The organism is Litchfieldia salsa (genome assembly GCF_900104555.1).
GTDB lineage: Bacteria > Bacillota > Bacilli > Bacillales > Bacillaceae_L > Litchfieldia > Litchfieldia salsa.
The window spans coordinates 268,200-287,692 of sequence record NZ_FNJU01000002.1 but is presented as its reverse complement, the minus strand read 5'-3'; the positions used below and the strand labels follow the sequence as shown (position 1 = coordinate 287,692).

At 34.0% G+C, this 19,493-nt stretch carries 15 protein-coding genes; 10 read left to right on the top strand and 5 right to left on the bottom strand.

Annotated features, from left to right (window positions below; translation table 11 throughout):
* The first annotated feature begins 81 nt into the window (after window positions 1-81).
* A complete protein-coding gene (locus tag BLQ56_RS05265) occupies window positions 82-1,911 on the top strand; it encodes a PAS domain S-box protein (protein ID WP_090850668.1) in 1,830 nt (609 codons plus the stop codon).
* A 61-nt stretch (window positions 1,912-1,972) separates the two neighbouring features.
* Here BLQ56_RS05265 and BLQ56_RS05260 read toward each other — a convergent pair whose 3' ends face one another.
* The 4 genes from BLQ56_RS05260 to BLQ56_RS05245 all read right to left on the bottom strand — a co-directional run bounded on the left by BLQ56_RS05260 (window position 1,973) and on the right by BLQ56_RS05245 (window position 4,120).
* Window positions 1,973-3,124 carry an aminotransferase A gene (locus BLQ56_RS05260; protein ID WP_090850666.1) on the bottom strand — a complete coding sequence of 384 codons (1,152 nt, stop codon included), beginning with the start codon at window positions 3,122-3,124 and terminating at the stop codon, window positions 1,973-1,975.
* Window positions 3,125-3,245: 121 nt separating this feature from the next.
* Window positions 3,246-3,494: an IDEAL domain-containing protein gene (locus BLQ56_RS05255; protein ID WP_090850664.1), complete on the bottom strand. Its 249-nt coding sequence runs from the start codon at window positions 3,492-3,494 to the stop codon at window positions 3,246-3,248.
* Between the two features lie 23 nt (window positions 3,495-3,517).
* Window positions 3,518-3,757 (bottom strand): IDEAL domain-containing protein, encoded by a 240-nt coding sequence (locus tag BLQ56_RS05250; RefSeq protein ID WP_090850662.1) that lies wholly within the window; start codon window positions 3,755-3,757, stop codon window positions 3,518-3,520.
* Between the two features lie 159 nt (window positions 3,758-3,916).
* The gene (locus tag BLQ56_RS05245) at window positions 3,917-4,120 is read right to left on the bottom strand and encodes a hypothetical protein (RefSeq protein ID WP_090850660.1); all 204 of its coding nucleotides are present in this window, start codon (window positions 4,118-4,120) and stop codon (window positions 3,917-3,919) included.
* A 247-nt stretch (window positions 4,121-4,367) separates the two neighbouring features.
* Here BLQ56_RS05245 and BLQ56_RS05240 point away from each other — a divergent pair, with 247 nt between their 5' ends.
* On the top strand, window positions 4,368-5,627 hold the full coding sequence (locus BLQ56_RS05240; protein ID WP_090850658.1) for a PLL family lectin: 1,260 nt from the start codon (window positions 4,368-4,370) through the stop codon (window positions 5,625-5,627).
* A 437-nt stretch (window positions 5,628-6,064) separates the two neighbouring features.
* Window positions 6,065-7,324 (top strand): ATP-binding protein, encoded by a 1,260-nt coding sequence (locus tag BLQ56_RS05235; RefSeq protein ID WP_090850656.1) that lies wholly within the window; start codon window positions 6,065-6,067, stop codon window positions 7,322-7,324.
* Window positions 7,325-7,437: 113 nt separating this feature from the next.
* Here BLQ56_RS05235 and BLQ56_RS05230 read toward each other — a convergent pair whose 3' ends face one another.
* Window positions 7,438-7,836, bottom strand: a complete 399-nt coding sequence (locus BLQ56_RS05230) for a hypothetical protein (protein WP_090850655.1) — start codon at window positions 7,834-7,836, stop codon at window positions 7,438-7,440.
* 145 nt (window positions 7,837-7,981) lie between these two features.
* Between BLQ56_RS05230 and BLQ56_RS05225 the strand changes: the two genes are divergently transcribed.
* From BLQ56_RS05225 to BLQ56_RS05195, 7 genes are all read left to right on the top strand, one after another.
* Window positions 7,982-8,632, top strand: coding sequence for a glycoside hydrolase domain-containing protein (locus BLQ56_RS05225; protein WP_090850654.1), 651 nt, complete (start codon window positions 7,982-7,984; stop codon window positions 8,630-8,632).
* Window positions 8,633-8,810: 178 nt separating this feature from the next.
* Window positions 8,811-10,436: a GGDEF domain-containing response regulator gene (locus tag BLQ56_RS05220; protein WP_090850652.1), complete on the top strand. Its 1,626-nt coding sequence runs from the start codon at window positions 8,811-8,813 to the stop codon at window positions 10,434-10,436.
* Window position 10,437: 1 nt separating this feature from the next.
* Window positions 10,438-11,472 (top strand): HEAT repeat domain-containing protein, encoded by a 1,035-nt coding sequence (locus BLQ56_RS05215; protein WP_090850650.1) that lies wholly within the window; start codon window positions 10,438-10,440, stop codon window positions 11,470-11,472.
* A 70-nt stretch (window positions 11,473-11,542) separates the two neighbouring features.
* Window positions 11,543-12,901, top strand: coding sequence for a glycosyltransferase family 2 protein (locus BLQ56_RS05210; RefSeq protein WP_386756444.1), 1,359 nt, complete (start codon window positions 11,543-11,545; stop codon window positions 12,899-12,901).
* On the top strand, window positions 12,894-16,130 hold the full coding sequence (locus BLQ56_RS05205) for a hypothetical protein (protein ID WP_175490210.1): 3,237 nt from the start codon (window positions 12,894-12,896) through the stop codon (window positions 16,128-16,130). Before BLQ56_RS05210 ends, BLQ56_RS05205 begins: the two co-directional genes overlap by 8 nt.
* A gap of 13 nt (window positions 16,131-16,143) precedes the next feature.
* Window positions 16,144-16,506: a response regulator transcription factor gene (locus tag BLQ56_RS05200; RefSeq protein ID WP_090850646.1), complete on the top strand. Its 363-nt coding sequence runs from the start codon at window positions 16,144-16,146 to the stop codon at window positions 16,504-16,506.
* Complete coding sequence (locus tag BLQ56_RS05195; RefSeq protein ID WP_238457175.1) at window positions 16,503-19,394, top strand: ATP-binding protein; 2,892 nt, start codon at window positions 16,503-16,505, stop codon at window positions 19,392-19,394. The genes BLQ56_RS05200 and BLQ56_RS05195 overlap by 4 nt, the downstream gene beginning before the upstream one ends.
* The last annotated feature ends 99 nt before the right edge of the window (window positions 19,395-19,493 follow it).

Sequence of the window (19,493 nt, the reverse complement as noted above, 5' to 3'; positions counted from 1 at the left end):
ATATGGCAATTCGTAAGTTACTAATATAGTCCGTGGTTAAAAGAGGCAAATTGAGCCATAACTTACCAAAGGGGTGCAATAATGAACTCTAGTAATCAACTTTCACCATTTTCCGTTCAAGATAACGATGCTGTTCCAATAAATTTAGTTACTTCTTTAACATTAAGTGGGAAGTTTATATATGTGTCTAAGAGTATAACTAATTTCCTTGGGTTTACACAGGAGGAATTATTTGGGACTAGCTTGAAAGAATTAATCCATTTAGAGGATATGTTTTTAGTAGAAAGTAGCTTTTTTGAACAAAAGCAACTTGAATCTTTGGTGTTTAGGATTAAGACAAAGAAATATGGATTTATTTGGATTGCAGCCACCATTCGATTTATATATGGGAAAGATGATCAGATATGTGATGAAGTTCTAATGACCATGAGTAAAATCAATGAAACACCGGAATTAGAAAGCGAGCGAGAAAAAGACTATATATATCCTTCAGTTTTTAATAGTCCATTAATTGATATGGCACCTGTTTCTGTTATTATTACAAGTTCCGGTAAAATAAACTACTTGAATAGGTATGCAAAAGAATTACTGGGGGTTAGTAATCTTTCAGATTTAAAGGGGATATCATTGCTCCAGTTTATTCATAAAGACTATCATTCTGTTATATCAAAAGGAATCTACCTTTTATCAAAAGGGCATAATTTTGGTTTAAGCGAGCAAAGGTGGATCAAAAAAAATGGTGAAATTATTGATGTTGAGTTAAAAGCGGTCCCTATTTCGATAGAAGAACAAAAAATTGAATACTTTGTTGTTAATAATATCAGTTCAAAAAAGAAGTTTCAAAGAGTACTACAAAATAGCCGTGAGCGATATCAAAAAATTATACATAATTCTATTGACGCAATAGCTGTTATCTATAATGATACTTGGATGTTTATTAATGATTCGGGCGTGAAAATGTTTGATGCTGATAGTTACACTGAATTATTAGGCTTAAATATTTATACGTTTTTAGATCCTAAATACCATAAACAAACAAAAGATATGATCAATTATGTAATGAAAGAAAATCGAGAGCATACGATTACAAAACAATCATGGTCAACATTAAAAGGGAAGCAAATTTATACAGAGTTTGTTTGTATTCCGGCTACCTTCATAGACAAGCCAGCTGTTCAAGTTATTATTCGGGATATAACCGATCGGAAAAATGCTGAAGATTTAATGGTGAAATCAGAAAAGCTGTCCATCGCTGGTCAACTGGCTGCTGGGATTGCTCATGAAATAAGAAATCCATTAACATCTATTAAGGGATTTTTGCAATTGATCCAAACTACTTCGGTGGCGAATAACAACTATTTTCAAATCATTTTTTCAGAATTAAACCGGGTAGAACTGATCTTAAGTGAATTGCTAGTACTAGCTAAACCAACTGAAGATACTTTCCGTCAAGTGGATGTTAGAGAAATCTTAAAAGATGTTGTTACACTGTTGGATACCCAAGCAATCTTACAAAATATCCAAATACACTTAGAGATTCCGAGCGTTGAAACCTTTATTATTTGTGATGAAAATCAAATAAAACAAGTCTTTGTTAACTTAATAAAGAATTCGATTGAGGCGATGCAAAATGGGGGCAACTTATATATTCATATATGCTTTTGTGATGAGAAAGTTGTCCTGAAATTCAAAGATGACGGTTGTGGCATTCCTGAAACCATTTTAGATCGTATAGGAGAACCTTTCTATACAACTAAAGAAAAGGGGACAGGTTTAGGTTTAATGGTTAGTTATAAGATCATTGAAAACCACAATGGGATGATCTCAGTTAGAAGTAAGATGAATGAAGGTACAACGTTTAAGTTAGTGCTCCCAAGGGCTGAACTAACAAAAAAAGAGCAAGATAAATAGAGATTAAAGCTCTATTACCTTGCTCTTTTTTTATGGGAAAAAATTTCCATTATATTTTTATTTAATTAAGTTTCATAATAAACTTCTCGAGTCGATCCATTCCAGCTACAAGCGTGTCCATTGAATATGCGTAGGATATACGTATATACCCCTCACCGTAAATTGAAAATGCATCACCAGGAACAACTGCAAGTCCTACTTCTTGTAAAAGCTTCCTTGCAAATTCAAAAGATGTCATATTAAACTTTTCTATGGATGGAAATAAATAAAAGGCACCATTTGGCTTTACAACAGAAATTCCCATATCAACTAGTCGATCATAAACATAGTTTAACCTTTCCATATATTGTTCCTTCATTTCATGTGCATCATTTATGCCATTTGTAAGTGCCTCAATACCAGCCATCTGAGAAACGGATGAAGCACATGAAACATTATACTGGTGTACTTTTAACATGTGTTGAGTGATTTCTTTAGGTGCGAAGGTAAATCCTATTCTCCATCCTGTCATCGAGTGAGACTTAGATAGTCCATTAATAACGATGGTTTGCTCTCTTAAGTTTGAAGCTATTGATTGATGTTGTCCTTCAAAGACGAGCTCGCTATAGATTTCATCAGAAACAACAAAGATATCTTTTCCTCGAATAAGTTCAGCAATCTCTTCTAGCTCATGTGAACTTAAGGTTACACCAGTTGGGTTTGATGGATATGGTAGAACAATACAACGAGTTTTATCAGTTAATAATTTCTCGATTAAATCTGCGGTTAACTTGAATTGAGTATCTCTCGTATCAGCAAAAATGGGAATTGCTCCACACAGTTTAATTAGTGGTTCGTATCCAGGGTATACAGGAGCGGGTAGAATAACCTCGGAACCTTCTTCTAATATAGTTCGAAAAGTAATATCTATTGCTTGGCTAGCACCGGTTGTTGTGATTACTTCATTTTCAAAATCGTAATCAAGATTGTATTTAATTTTCATGAAGGTTGTTGCAGCTTTCCTTAGTTCAAGGATTCCAGCGTTCTGTGTATATGTAGTGAAGTTCTGATCAATTGCATTCTTAGCACTTTCTTTAATATGACCCGGTGTTTCAAAATCAGGCTGTCCAATTGTAAGAGATATGACATCATCATATTGCGATACCAAGTTGAAAAACTTTCTTATACCAGAAATTTCAATGCCTTTTATACGTGAATTAATAAGATGTTCCAAATCATACTTCCTTTCAATAAGTAGTTTTAATTATTTTACCATCTTGAATAGAAGATTCACCACTAAAATAAAAAGAAACAGCCTGTTATGAGGCTGTTTCTTTTTTGAGTATCTTTATCTATCATGTGTTGATTTCAAGTAGTCTATTATAATCTTTTGATAATTTCATAAAAGTTTTGCTATCTTTCATATCCAATGCGTCATTTATAGAAGATTTAAGCTTTTCTTGGTTAAATTTATAACAGCATTCATCTAAGAATAATTGTGCATATAAGCTGAATGCAAAAGATTGTTCTTTTGTTAAGGTATAGCAAACTGAAGTCGTTTTTTTATATTTCATTAATTTAAGTGTTTTTTTGTATGTGTACATGAGGAACCCTCCATTTGAAAATTTTAATTAAGATAACTATATTGGTTTAATAACTGTATATATTGCTTGGAAAGTTCCGAAAATTTTTGTTCGTCACGATTAATAAGGGTTTTGTCGATTTTATCCAAAAGTTGTCCTTTTTGGAAGGATATCTGTGATTTCAAGAGAACCATTTCAGCTTCTTTTTGATACATACTTGTTTCATTTGTTACAGCGGTGAAAGGGACAATTTCATTTTTTTGGTGTTTATTTAAATGGCTCATTACATTCACTCCTTCAATCCTTTTTTATATTATGCTAGAAAAGTAAGTGAAAGTAAAGAGTTTTTTTAGAAAATTTAGATATATCAGAACAATCATAAAAAAACACATCTCAAACTGAGATGTATTATAAAAATTAACTATAATTTCATTCATCATTTTTTAATATCCATAATCCCAATCGATCTCATCTTCATGCCAATAAACAGGTGAAACTTCATCAAAGACGACCTTTGTTCCATTTAAATCACATGTACAATTTGTGCATCCACATTGGCTTCGTAATTGTTCATACTGTGCTAACTCGATATTTTCTATAAAACGAATTTGTTGATCTGGCTGAAATAAAATGGCTGTTCCCGTCACAGCTATTCACCTTCTCATCTAGTTAATATTCAAACATCTATATTGTATTTGTATTAAACTGAAACGTCTATATGTGTAAGATATGGTTCACAAAATTTCCATATGATTGTGTATATAGTTAGAAATACACACATTAGGATGGGTATCTTAATAAAGGTTTAAAATTCTGTGATTAACCATCAATGGTGTGTCATACAATTGATTTATAGACTAATAGTAATTTGTTAGCTTAGAAGGAGGTTTTATCATGGTACATTACAGTAAATTACCATATGGGCCAAAACAACAAGTATTTCAACAAGCACATTTCTACTCACCGCCAAAACCAAGACCCCATATGAATGAGCAGCAATTTACCTATAACCACTTAGGAAGAGAGAGTGATGAGTTAATATGGAAGCTAAGGAAAAAGGAATTAAATTATTTTATGAACCAATTACTTCAGTATAACGTTAGTCCAACTATATCACAGAGCCTATTCATTCAAACTGTTCGGTATACTTTAGAGAATGAAGAAGATCTATCGGGAACAAGTGGAGAAAAGGCACAAATCTTGTACACAAAGATAAAAGAGGAATATCGACAGTTATTCTCTATATTAAATCCGTATCGAATACCTAAAAAGAATCTTGAGCAGATTTTTAAAGATGTAATAATAAAAACCCTTCGTATCCGCTATCCTTCAGTCGATAAGGTATGGTCAAAATGGAATGAGATAGAAGGAACATTGTCATCGGGTCTTTCAGGTGTGAATGTGGGACATAATAAATTAACAGTTTTTGCAAGGGGAAGGAATAAACGATTAGTGTCATTAGATTGGGATGGAATTTCATGGTTAGATTGGAAAAAGTATAGTGGAACTATAACTTCTTCTCCTGCTGCGATCACATCAAATAATGGGTCACGTATTCATGTATTTGCAAGGGGAGAGTCTAGTCAGCTTGTTCATCGCTGGTTCGAGAATGGAAAATGGAGTAAATGGGAGGATTTGGGTGGACAATTGACGTCATCTCCGGCTGTCACAAAAAGTAGTGGTAATTGTATTGATGTGTTTGCTAGAGATACAAATAAACAGATTCAACACATCCAATGGAATGGGAAAGAATGGAGTAGGTGGAACCCTACCGTTATAGGGCAAGTTACGTCTGCACCTGCAGCAGTAACATTAGATGGGGATAAGATCCACCTTTTTGCAAGGGGGGTTAATCGAGAGCTTAAACATGCATTTTGGAATGGAGACTGTTGGAGCGAATGGGAAGGTTTGGGAAGTGTAATTCTCTCAAGTCCGTCAGCTATGATCTCAAGTGAATCTCATATCTATGTTTTTGCAAAAGGTAGTGAAAATCAAATGGTTTATAAAAAATGGGATACTAATGATTGGACTGATGGAGAAGTAATTGAAGGAGAGATTACATCTGAACCAACTTGTACCCTGTGTCAGGAAAATCAAATTTATTTATTTGCGAAAGGAAAAAACAATCAACTTTTATATAAATACCTTGGCTAGTTAAATCATTATACAAATAAAGGCTTTTCTATTAGTTCCAGGCACTCCAATATTTAGTCAATAAATGACGTTCATTGACTAGATACTGTGAAGAGGGCCTGTGTCATGACTTATAGGAAAGCCTCTATTTTTTTGATAAGGCCGTTTTCGTATAGATTGTTTGTTCCTTTTAAAGCCGCAGGCTGAATACACTCCGCGTCCGGCGGGTGACCAGTGAGCCTCCTCGTCGCTGTATCTCCTTTGGTGTATCACTTTGGCCACTGATCCCGCAGGAGTCTACGTGTATTCAGCCTGCTTGTTACTACTGATGTTTCTATGTCTAAAACACAAACTTTTAGAAAACAGCCTTTGATAATAATACAAGAACATATTAGTCGATGTGATGGTTTGAAAGTTATGTTAAAATAAAGTAATTCGATTGTACGGAGGATACTTTAATGATTGATCTTATTAAACCAATCATCGTTAATATAACTATTTTGTTTTCACTTACCTTCAATGCTAATTTGTTCTTTCCTTTTAATAGTAAGAAGCCTTCTACTAAGAAGCAGAACTTGATTTACGGAGTTATAAGTGCTTTTGCTGCAACCCTTTGTATGCTCTTTCCTATTGAAGGTATTGGTGAAACCCATTTTGACTTGCGTATGATTATTATTTTCATTGTTACACTTTATGGTGGCGTTAAAGCTGGGGGGATCTGTACAATAACTGTCATAGTTGTTAGGTTTTTTATTGGAGGTACAATGGCTCCAGTTGGTATTTTTGTATCATTCTTGGCTTATGTTATTGCCGTGTTGTTAAGGCAATGGTACATTCCTGCTAGAAAATTTGCTAAAGCTGTTACAATTATCCTTATTTATTTCAGTTTTTATTTTGTCACTCTCCTATACTTTGTTCCTAATTTAGAAACCCATTTTTATTTTATTTATTTTGGAGGCAGTATTCTCACCTCAATTTCCCTGGTATTTATTATCGAAAAATTAATAAAAGTAAATGAACAATTTAATGAAACAGTTTATTCTGACAAACTTTCAACTGTGAGTCAGATGGCTGCCTCGATTGCCCATGAGATAAGAAATCCGATCACAACTGTTCGAGGTTTTATTCAATTTCTTGAAAAAGACACGATGGACGATAAGTTAAAGCAATATGCTCCCTTAATACTACAAGAATTGGATCGAACAAATATGATTATAACTAACTATTTAAGATTATCTAAACCAAATGATTTTAAAATGAAGGAGATCAATCTTAATAAAATACTGGTTGATTCGATTGATTTGCTAAAGCCATATGGAACATACCAAAATGTGTCTTTGTTCTATAATGGTTCAGGTACCCATTATGTTCTTGGGGATGAAGATCATCTAAAGCAAAGTATTATTAATGTCATAAAAAACGGGATTGAAGCTGTGAGTGATGGCAGCGGTTATGTTAAAGTGTCAAAACGATCTACTGAAGATAAAAGGAAAGTTATAATTGAGATTGAGGATAACGGTAAGGGAATGACTAGGGACGAGTTATCAAAATTGGGATTACCGTATTTTACAACTAAATCAAAAGGGACAGGTTTGGGAAGTATGATCACTAATCGGTTAATTTTTGAAATGGATGGTTCTATTGAATATGTGAGTACACCAAATAAAGGTACGATTGTTCGAATTACCTTAGCCTCTTCTGTACTAGGGATTCATTAGGTAAAATTTCTTCAGAGCGGTCTGTGAGTTACCTCGTACTTGGCTACTCTGAGGTCCTCACATTTACCGCAATCAGTTTGTTCATTTATAGCAAGTGTGTTGTATTTTCACTTTTATTTATAAGGCTTTACTTCACCGGTTTGAGGATTAACTGAGTACCATTTGTATGGTGTTGATTTTTCATTATCGTTTGTAGTTTCAACTACTTTTAGAATATAATTATCATTTTCTTCTCGATCAAATAACACAATAGCATTACTTTTATCATTGATATTTAAATAATTACGAACCAATTTTTCTGATTCTAATCGGGAATATCCATTTTGATGATTAATGTTAATTCTTGCAGATCTAGATTCAACCAATAACTCCTCATCACTTTGATTTCCATCTTCAGCAGTGTCGCTCATTCCTTCATTTAAATCAATATCTGAAGGAGAAGATTCATTCCTTGATAGCCCACAAGCAGATAGGATTACTAAACATAAAAATACATAAAGAAACCGGTTCATTTATTAGCCTTCCTTTCTTTTACCTATTTTCATTTCTATCTTAGTATTTAAAACGAGTAAAAGTTTATTCACAAAAATACTAATGGGGACAATCTTTCATGTCATATACATGTAAACATGGATTATGTTGGGAGATGTGATATAGATGCCAAGGTATTTGTGGGGAGTAGATTCGGTGGCAACTGTTACTGAAGAATTTTATTCATGTGTAAAGTCAAACTATGGGACTCCTAAATATTGGGGTAGATATTTAACTGAAGTACCAAATGTTTCAGAAGGGTTAACGAGAAAAGAAATTACCTTCATTCACAATAAAGGAATGAAGGTATTGCCTATTTATAATGTTTTAACAGAGGCTATTGGATACGCCAATGGTCAATTATCAGCTCGGAATGCGGTTTACAATGCAAGGAGATTGGGTATCCCTGATCATATAGCTTTATTCGCTGATATTGAGGGCTTTCTTAATGTAGATGAGGCTTGGATTAGAGGTTGGGTTGAATCACTCTACCCAACAGGTTATCGACCTGGAATCTATCATGACCCAGTGGAAGGTGATTTTGCTAGGTCATATTGTGAAGCTGTTTCAAAGAATAAACAAATCGCAATTCAGTCCATTCTTTGGTGTACAGACCCCCACCTAGGTGTATCAAAAGAAAAAAATGCCCCCAAATATAAGCCCACTTCTCCAAAATGCAAAAGTAATGTGTGGGTATGGCAATATGGGCGTGATGCACCAGATTGCCCAGTTGATACAAATTTAATTGATCAACGTGGATTTAATTATTTATATTAGCAAATAATAATGGGTCCGGTTAGTTATTTCTCTTAAGGAGCCCGGGCCTTTTATTCCATTTTTTTTTCTAATTAATAATAACTCTTTGGCTTGATTTCAAACTAATGCAAATCATAAGGATAATGTATAATAAGATAATGTGTAATTTGGACAATCAGCTTGAAAGAATGGTGACAACATGAAAAAGTATAAGAAAAAATTTATGGAAACAAATAAAGCTAAGCTTGATTCATGGTTTCAAAAGGATCAGGATGTTGATCATATAGAGTTATACCGGTTTCTTCATTCAATAGCCGGAACTGCTCCAACAATTGGATTAGATAACTTAGGCGCTGCTGCAAGAAACATAATGAATGAAATAGAGGATTCTATAGGTAAAAGGTATACAATCTCCGAAATCCAAGAACTTCTATTTTCGTTCATTTCTTATTTTAATTTAGTGGTTGATGAGGAAAAGGACATAGTTGAACAAATACTAGAAGACAATATTACTTTGAATAATGATGAATCAGTTGTAATGATTATTGATGATGATACAAGTATGTTAATGTATCTTAAAGAAGAGCTTCAAAAACAAGGATGGTATGTTGTTGCAATCGCAGATCCTTTAAAAGCTGTTTCTACGTATTATGATGTTCATCCTGATTGTCTTATTATAGATGTTTTTATGAAGGAACATAACGGGTTTGAAGTGCTTACCTTTTTAAAACAAAAGATGAAGCAACAGTTTGTTCCTACAATTATGATGAGTGTAAAAAATCAAAAAGATATTAGATTAAAAAGCTATGAAATGGGTGCAGATGAATTTGTTGCTAAACCCTTTGAATTGGATGAACTAATCGTTAAAATTAATCGACATTTAGAGAGAAAGAAGCACATCGATAATCTATTACTCATTGATGAATTAACAAGAGTCTACAATAGAAAATACTTACAGAAAGCTTTCCAGCAGTTAGAAGCAGACTTAAGTCGAAATAACCATCCATTTTGTATGGCTATGCTTGATCTGGATTATTTCAAGAAAATAAATGATACATATGGTCATCTTGTTGGAGATAACGTATTGAAACAATTTGCAACATTTATGAATGATCACAGTAGAAATGGTGATCTTGTTGTTCGATTTGGTGGGGAAGAATTCGTATTACTGTTCTCACAAATGAAGATTAACAATGCATATAATGTCCTGAATCGTCTGTTACATAAATTCTCATTGTTGGAATTTACTGGAGGAGAAGATTCGTTTATTTGTACTTTTTCTGGAGGAATAGTTGAAGTTAACCAAGCGGGTAAGCCTTTATCCCATTGGCTTGATCTTGCGGATAGTGCATTATATGAAGCAAAAGAACATGGTCGTAAAAATATCAAATTAGCTAATGATACAGTAACAGTTCCTCATCGGAAGAAAATAAAAGTAGCAATTGTTGATGATGACCCTATTATTAGAACAATGTTAAATGATTTGTTTAATAAGGTAAGTGTTAACTCGGGGTTGGATATGGAAATATCAGTGTTTAGAGATGGACAAGTGTTCCTTGCAAACGAAGAATACTTGCAAACGAATTCTTCTTATTTAGTTGTACTAGATGGTATTATGCCAAAGATGGATGGTTTGGAGGTATTACAACGTTTAAGGGCATTTGAGCGTTCTGATCGATTTACTGTACTAATGCTGACATCTAGAAATAGTGAACGAGATATATCAAGAGCGCTTCAACTCGGAGCCGACGATTATATCACTAAACCATTTAAGATACTTGAGCTAGAAAGTAGAATTCATCATCTTTTAAAAAGGGTGAAATAGCTTGCTCTATAATGAAATTCATTTTTTTATAAGCCTTTTGCTTGGATTATTTTTTGTTTTAAGTATGTTGCTTCTCTATTTAATCATTCAAAAAGCCATTGCTAATAATAGAAGATGTAAAATAGATGTTTATAAAGAATTAACTAGAGAACAAATGTATCGATACATTTCATCTAATGAAGATTCCCAAAACTTTGTTCCAACCTCACAGGTAAAGTTTAAAGCATTAGAGGAACTTCTTGCTGGGTATACAAAGTTACTTGAAGGTGAAACAGCTACTGAAAGAATAAGAACTTTTGCAACCACTTATTTTAAAGATTCATATAAAAGAAGTCTGTTTCATCGAAGATGGAGCATTCGAATGAATACATTGTATATGATTGATGATTTTCATATGGAAAATTTATTCCCGGAGGTTCTAAGACTATATGAATCGAAGCGACTGACGTCATCTGAAGAAACCCAGATATTGAAAATAATGGCGGGATATGGGTATGAGGGACTTGAAGAACATATACGTAATCCCAAATATCCTTTGTCGGAATTTATGGTTCGATCAATCTATAATAGAATGCCTCTAGAAAAATTTAATGATCTACTTGAGAGATACGATGATCTGGATGTAGAGCTTCAACTACCATTGATTGATTTGATTGCAGTGAAGAATTTATACTCATACAAACAACACTTAATAGCGCTGTTATCAAGTGAAAAGTTTGAAGTTCGTATACGATCTTTAAAAGCAATTGCTGAATTAGGCTTATTTATTCCAACTGATACATTAGTAAAGCATTTGTTTGCAACACAATGGCAAGAACGAATGATGGCAGCAAAGGTGTGTGGTGGAGGTAATGATTTAAGTTGTATCGATATACTAAAGGAACTTATGTCAGATTCGCATTTTTTGGTTCGTTCCCAAGCTGCTCAATCAATTGGTAGGCTTCCGAAGGGCAAGGATATCTTGCGTCAACTATCTGAAAATAGTCCTGACTCTTATACAAAGGATATAGCAACTGAGTGGTTAGAAAGAGGGTGATTGTATGACAATAATTAGTAATATATGGCTAAATCTACTGAGTGTTGTAGGCACATTTATCATTATATATATGGTCTTTATAATCATCTTTTATTCTATTATGCTAATTATTTCTTTGTTTCATTTAAGAAAGGAGTTTCAATTAGATGACCAGGAACCTTATGAGGAATTATTAACACTTAATTACACAAAACCTATTTCAATTCTTGTTCCAGCATATAACGAATCCATTGGCATTAATGGGAGCATCAGATCACTATTGGGGATAGAATATCCTGAATTTGAGGTTATTGTTATTAATGATGGATCAACAGATGATACACTAGAAAAATTAAAAACAAGTTTCAATCTTATTAAACTTAATAAAGTAATCCGGAAACAAATCTCAACAAAAGAAATTGAAGCTGTATACCAGTCTAGTATATATCCGAATTTATATGTTGTAGACAAAGTAAACGGAGGTAAAGCAGATGCGTTAAATGCTGGTATCAATTTTTCGCAATATCCTTATTTCTGTTCGATGGATGGTGATTCAATATTAGAGAGAGATGCATTCTTAAAAGTAATGAAGCCGATTATTGAATCTGATGATGAAATCATTGCATCAGGAGGTTCTATTCGAATTGCTAATGGATGTGAAATAGAAAGTGGAGAAATTGTTAAAATAAGGCTCTCACAAAGGCCTCTTGTTGTTTTACAAATCATTGAATATCTAAGAGCATTTCTAATGGGGCGAGTGGGTTTAAGCCGTCATAATTTACTTTTAATTGTTTCAGGCGCATTCGGAGTTTTTTCAAAACATTGGGTTGTCCAAGCAGGCGGGTATTCACATACCGTTGGTGAGGATATGGAACTTGTTGTGAGACTACATAGAATGATAAAAGAAAGGAAATTAAATAAAAAGATCGTTTATGTACCAGATCCAGTTTGTTGGACAGAGGCACCTGAGTCCATTACATATCTAAGACGGCAAAGAAGTAGGTGGCATAGAGGTTTATTCGAAAGCCTTTGGACCCATCGACAGTTATTTTTTAATCCGAAATACGGGTCAATCGGTTTTGTTTCGATGCCATATTTTATTTTTATTGAATTTCTTGGGCCGGTTATCGAATTACTTGGTTATCTTTTTATGGTGATTTCTTTATTTATCGGAGGAATCTATATTGAGTATGCTATTTTGATTTTCTTAATCTCCATTCTTTATGGCTCTATTTTTTCAATGGCTGCGGTTTTGCTAGAGGAATGGAGTCTACGTAAATTCCCGCGAGTCAAAGATGTAATCATCCTCTTTTTATTTTCGTTAACAGAAAGTTTATGGTACAGACCCTTAACTGTGCTTTGGCGTTGTGAAGGGATATTTCATCTCATCATCCGAAAAAAAGGGTGGGGAGAAATGATTAGAAAAGGTGTATCAAATGATCATGCGTAAAAGAACAACTCGTAATATCTTATTTATGCTTTCTATATTACTTCTTATTTTGCTAATAATAGCTCCTTTCTGGCTATGGCAGTTGAAATCGGAAACAGAATTAGATGTTCTAATTGTCGATAAAACTGTACCAGACCAAACCTATAGAGAACATAAAGGTCTAATGTGGTTGTTAAATCAGCAGAAATATGTTCAGTCTGATGGTCATAATTATCAATTTAAGAGGGATTATGTTGGTTTTGTTCCAGAAGAGAATGAAACATATGCGGTAAGACCACTTCCAGATCAATTAGATAAGTATAATCTTATTTATTTTGCAGATGGATATGGTGTATATGAAGAAGAATTTCAAGGTGATGGTAACGTTACAGGTACACGCTCAAAGCAGATTTATGGTGGAATAACAGGAAAAGAAATATCACAAATAAGAGATGCAGTATACAAAAATGGGACAACCTTAATTGCCGAGTTTAATACTTTTGCAAGTCCTACTAATGAAGATGTAAGGCAAGAGTTTTATAAACTGTTGAATTTAAGTTGGTCTGGGTGGATTGGGCGCTATTTCACAGATTTAAATGGTAGTGAAGTGCCTATTTGGGTGAAAGAGAATTATGAAAATCAAACTAAAGAAAAGTATCAATTCTCTGGTTCAGGTTATGTATTTGTGGCTAAAAATGATCAGGTTGTAATCTTAGATCAAGAGGATATGAACGGAACAGGAGTTGTTTTTACCTTCACAGATAAAGGGAAAGAGTTTTTTAAGGAAGATGTAACTGTAAATTATAACTATTGGTTTGATGTAATTAGTAGTAAAAGTGAAGGTGAAGTATTAGCGACTTATTCGGTATCAGTAAATAAAAAAGGGAATGAGAAACTAAAAGAAAATGAAATTCCAGCTGTTTTCCCTGCTGTCATTCATCATAAAAACCCTGTATATGAATCTTTTTACTTTGCAGGTGATTTTGCGGATGAAGCAGAACTTCCCTCAATCTACCGAACTGTGGGATTGACTACTTTGAGAGAATGGATAACACCGAACTCTTTAGAGAGTACTTTGCCGTTTTATTACAAGGCATATATTCCAATGATGTCAAAAATACTTAAAAACATTAAAGAGCCTCCATCTGAGATCCCAGGGAATAAGCAAGAGGTATATACAGATGATGACCTTGAAATAATCGGACAAGTCGGTAAAGATTATCTTCAAATATATAAGGATGGCAAATGGGACGATTTTCTTATAAAGGGAGTTAATCTTGGGATGGCAAAGCCAGGTACATGGCCTGGGGAAGGAGCGATAACCAAAACTGAATACAGTCGTTGGTTTGAACAAATCGGAGAAATGGGTGCAAACGCAATTCGTGTATACACGATTCATCCTCCATCCTTTTACGAAGCTCTTTTGGAATATAATTTAAAAGCGAGTGAACCAATCTATCTATTTCATGGTGTATGGGTAAATGAAGAAAAACTTGTAAAGTCACAAGATTCATTTGATAAAGAAGTCATTAGTGAGTTTATAAGTGAAATTAAACATGCTGTTGATGTTGTTCATGGTAATATTACAATTCCTGACCAAGCAGGACATTCTAGTGGTGTATATACTAGTGACATCTCACCATATGTTTTAGGTTGGATCATGGGGATAGAGTGGGATCCAGGTGTCGTCGAATCTACTAACCTCAAGCATAATAGTGAGTCGGAATATAACGGTAACTATCTTTATACAAAAGGTGCTTCAGCATTTGAGCAATGGTTGGCTATGGCTATGGATGAAACGATTGCTTATGAAACTGAAAACTATAAAGTACAAAGACCAATGAGTTTCACTAATTGGCCAACTACTGATTATTTAGAACATCCTAGTGAAAAAGATAATAATGAAAATAGAGTTGGTTTAAACCCCAATGCTATTTACCAAACTGATCATTACAAATCAGGTTTGTTTGCATCTTATCATGCATACCCATATTATCCAGACTTCTTAAATACTGAATCTAGATATATTTCCTATGAAGATCAGCAAGGTGAATTAAATAATTATGCTGGATATTTACAGCACTTAAAAGAGTCCCATAGAATGCCAATTCTTATCGCTGAGTTTGGTGTGCCATCTTCAAGAGGCTTAACACATCGAAATGTATATGGTATGGATCAAGGCCATCATTCTGAAACTGAACAAGGTCAAATCAATGCGAAACTATATCAAAACATTGTGGACGAAACGATGGCTGGCGGTATTGTATTCACGTGGCAGGACGAATGGTTCAAACGTACATGGAACACTATGGCATATGACAATAAAAATCAAAGAGTATATTGGTCAAACGCCCAAACAAATGAACAACAGTTCGGCATGTTAAGTTTTGATCCAGCAGAGAGTTACAAAAAAATGATAAAAGTCGACGGTAACGAGAATGATTGGAAAAAAAATATGACTAAGAAGATGTATGAATCTGAAGGGCTCCTTAGCAACCTATCGGTCACCCATGATGAACGATATCTATATTTAAAGATTCAGTATGATAAAGAAAAAAACATAGATAACAATCAATTAAATACGACCATTTTAGTGGATTCTATAGATAATCAGGGGCAATCCAAGATCCCAGGTATTAATCGAGTTTCTACTGGTGGAGTCGATTTTATCGTTCAATTGGATGGGAAAACTGATTCACGTGTATTGGTCGACAGTTACTATGATACGTTCTATTATGATTATGCCTTTTTACAAAAGAGATTAAAGCAAGAGTTATATGTGGACCAAACAAATAATGGGGTATTCCATCCCATTAGATTAGCTCTAATGAAAGATCCTATTGATTACTATGAAACGGGAATCCTCCACTTCGGAAACGGAGATCCTCGTTCAACCCACTATAATTCGCTTACAGATATAAATTTCAATCGGGATACCAACATACTTGAGTTAAGACTACCATGGGCACTATTAAATGTGAAAGACCCAAGTCAACGTGAAGTAATGGGGGATGTTTGGTCAGAAAAGGGTCTGAAAAATAGTAAGTTTGTAAAAGGTATAAAAATTGGGGCAGTTGTTACCGATAGTAATAATGAAGTGGTTCAATCATTTCCACAGACTGAAAATGGGATAATCCCTCCTTCAGAATTTAGAGAATATAGTTGGGATACGTGGGAACTTCCGACCTACCATGAGCGATTAAAGCAATCATACTACATTCTTCAAGAGCTATTTCACAAAATAAAGTAGGGGAATGATCATATTGGCGAAAATATTACTAGCAGAAGACGAAGAAGTTTTAAGAATGTTAGTTGTTGATACACTTGAGGATGAAGGTCATGAAGTTGAAGAGGCTAGAGATGGTGAAGAAGCCATACAGTTCATTACTAATAATAATTATAATTTGATTCTTCTTGATTATATGATGCCAATTTACACTGGGTTAGATGTGATTGAGAAAGTAAGAAAGGAACTAGGAAAAGCAGATGCAAAAATTATGATGCTTTCTGCTAAAAACCAAAAAACAGACCAACAAAAGGTGATGGAGGCAGGAGCAAATTATTTTATGTCAAAGCCCTTTAGTCCAAAGGAATTAGTTGATAGAATTGAGGAGATTTTGGGGTGAAAATTAGAGAGTTTCAACAGTATTTCCGCAAGAGTCTGGCGAGGCAGTTTGCTGGACTCTTGATAAGCTTCTTTATATTCTCCTTGCTTGGTGCATCATTGTTGCTTTTTTATCAACACATGATTACTGAGGAGTATAGTGACAAAAACCTATTTTTGGAGAAAAAGGAGGCGATTGGTCAACGTTTAGACCAAGCCTTTAATACGGCTTTCTTTGATAGTCGTGGCTATTTTGCATACGGGAATCCTAGTATGAAAGAGAGTGCATTAAGCCAAGAAACAATTATTGTTAACTTAACAAACGACCTCTATAAGATGGCTGATACTGATGAAGAACTATTATTTTATAATGATGTATTAGAATTTACTTCATACTACTTTGAAAATGTACTTCAATTAGCAATTAACTATTATGAAGATGAGAATCAAGTAGACTTAATCGACTTATCACAAAGTGGTGCGACACATCAAATTAATGATTTTCAGACGACCTTAAAAAACTTCCGGCTTAGCAAAGACCAACAACTCGAAGAAAATTTTGAAGAGTTGTCAAATAAAATTACAAATAGTCAAATTGCCTATATTATTTATATTGGGTTAATGTTAGTTCTACTTTTATTAATATCACGTGCAATGGTGCTGAGAATTGGTCTTCCACTACAAAGATTAGCTCTTGCTGCAACAGATATAAGCGAAGGTAAGAACTTCTTCAAGTTAGAACAAACCAATCGTGATGACGAGCTTGGGGTATTATCTAGAGCCTTTGAGACGATGGTCAGAAGTATCCAAGATAATGAACAAGACTTAACTGCACAAAATGAAGAACTCATTGCCCAGCAAGATGAATTACACTCACAACAATTAGAGTTAGAGAATGCACTTTCTACAATGGAAGATAGAGAAGAAGCGCTTAAGAAAAGAAATGAATTAATAAAGGGTCTATCTAATTCACTAGACCGTACAAAAACTCTTAATAATATTGTAGAAAGTATGTGTAAGATTGTTGAAGCTGATCAAGGGCTTATTGTTTTGCTTGATACAAAAGAATATGCTGGTTACGGAATTTCAAAGCAAGGAATTGAGCAGTTCCTTGAGCATATTGAGTCAGGGCATGTTCATCGAGCTAAGACACAGAGAGAAGCATTTGTTATAAACAGAGAGGCGGTCTCAGCAGAAAATGGGTATCACGAACAGATGATGAAGTGTAGTGACCTCTTTATCCCAGTTGTGTCATTTGGAGAAGACGTGAACGCTGTTATGGTATATACAAGATTTGCTTCAAGCTTCAATGCTCAAGAAGTAATGGAATATGAATCATTATCAAAACAAATATCGATTTCTCTCGATAACGTTAAGCTATTTGGCCAAACCGAAGAAAATAGAGTCATGACACAAGACATATTAAACACGATTCTTGAAGGTGTTCAATTAATTGATACAAGAGGTGAAATTCTTCAGGTAAATAAAAAGATGTGTCAAATAATGAATGTTGAAGACTATAAGCTACTAATAAACAAGCCCTTTGAGATGTGGACATTAAATTTAGGATCTGTTGTAGAAAATAGTGTTGAACTAACTGATTTCATAAGAAGAGCTGTCGATTCGGAAGCTAGATCATATGACCATACTCTTATTTACCATACGAAGCCACCTTTGAATAGAGTCATATTAGTTTATTGCGAACCACTATTTAGGAATGAACAAAGATTAGGAACTATATTTGTTCATCGTGATATAACCAAAGAGTATGAAGTAGATCAAATGAAATCGGAATTCGTAAGTACTGTTAGTCATGAGCTAAGAACACCATTGGCGAGTGTACTTGGTTTTACCGAGTTAATGCTTAATAAGGAATTAAAACCCGAAAGAAAAAAGAAATATTTAACAACCATTTATCAAGAAGCAAAAAGGTTAACTGCATTGATCAATGATTTCTTAGATGTTCAACGTATGGAATCAGGTAAACAAACATATGAAAAAAAATACGAGGATCTTATTCCTATTATTGAATCCGTTATTGATTCTCAGAAAGTAAATACTTCAATACACACAATGAAAATCTTACAAGAAACAGAGCATTCTTGGATTTTAGGTGATAGAGATAAATTATCACAGTTATTTAATAACTTAATAAATAATGCAATTAAGTATTCTCCTGAGGGTGGAACAATTCAAATTGTGTTGAGAGAAAATGAGGATAGTCTTCTAATAGATGTGAGTGATGAAGGACTAGGTATACCTGAAGAAGCCATTAAGAACCTTTTCACTAAATTCTATCGTGTAGATAATTCAGATCGTCGTAGAATTGGTGGAACTGGGTTAGGGTTATCAATTGTTAAAGAGATTGTAAAGGCTCATGATGGGGATATTAGCGTGTCTTCTATCTTAAAAGAAGGAACTACCTTCAGTTTAGCATTTCCGTTGGTTGAAAACCGTAAATCTAATGAAGAGATACAAGCGGATGAGAGTGATTCTATCAAGCATGCAAATGTAATTATTGTTGAAGATGATGTTAGCTTAGCATCTTTATTGGAAGCTGAGTTGAAGGATAGTGGTTTCACAGTGAGGCATTTTAAAAACGGCGAAACAGCTATACAAGCTATCAAACAAACAATTCCAGATGCAATTGTATTGGATATCATGTTAGAAGAAAAAGGAATGGATGGCTGGGACATTTTAAAAATGATTAAATCCGATGATAGCTTATTAGACATACCAATTTTTATTTCAAGTGCAATTGAAGAACAAGAAAAGGGACTATCACTTGGTGCGAATGGATATTTGGTCAAGCCTTATCGTCCGAGTAAGTTAACGAAGATCATTCTTCAGACCATTTTACAAAGAGATCGTACTGGTCAAATTCATGTGCCTAACCCCGAGATAGAATAAAGAGCCTCAATCAGCCTGGGTTTTCAAGGTATACTTTGTCTAGACTCTAAAAGGATGACCTAATGGTCATCCTTTTAGTTTTTTCTTAGAAAGTGAAAT

Excerpts from the sequence above, each read along its gene's own strand:
- BLQ56_RS05265 (WP_090850668.1), top strand. The coding sequence starts at position 82 with ATGAACTCTAGTAATCAACTTTCACCATTTTCCGTTCAAGATAACGAT.
- BLQ56_RS05255 (WP_090850664.1), bottom strand. The coding sequence starts at position 3,494 with ATGTACACATACAAAAAAACACTTAAATTAATGAAATATAAAAAAACG.
- BLQ56_RS05250 (WP_090850662.1), bottom strand. The coding sequence starts at position 3,757 with ATGAGCCATTTAAATAAACACCAAAAAAATGAAATTGTCCCTTTCACC.
- BLQ56_RS05240 (WP_090850658.1), top strand. The coding sequence starts at position 4,368 with ATGGTACATTACAGTAAATTACCATATGGGCCAAAACAACAAGTATTT.
- BLQ56_RS05235 (WP_090850656.1), top strand. The coding sequence starts at position 6,065 with ATGATTGATCTTATTAAACCAATCATCGTTAATATAACTATTTTGTTT.
- BLQ56_RS05230 (WP_090850655.1), bottom strand. The coding sequence starts at position 7,836 with ATGAACCGGTTTCTTTATGTATTTTTATGTTTAGTAATCCTATCTGCT.
- BLQ56_RS05225 (WP_090850654.1), top strand. The coding sequence starts at position 7,982 with ATGCCAAGGTATTTGTGGGGAGTAGATTCGGTGGCAACTGTTACTGAA.
- BLQ56_RS05220 (WP_090850652.1), top strand. The coding sequence starts at position 8,811 with ATGAAAAAGTATAAGAAAAAATTTATGGAAACAAATAAAGCTAAGCTT.
- BLQ56_RS05210 (WP_386756444.1), top strand. The coding sequence starts at position 11,543 with ATGGTCTTTATAATCATCTTTTATTCTATTATGCTAATTATTTCTTTG.
- BLQ56_RS05205 (WP_175490210.1), top strand. The coding sequence starts at position 12,894 with ATGCGTAAAAGAACAACTCGTAATATCTTATTTATGCTTTCTATATTA.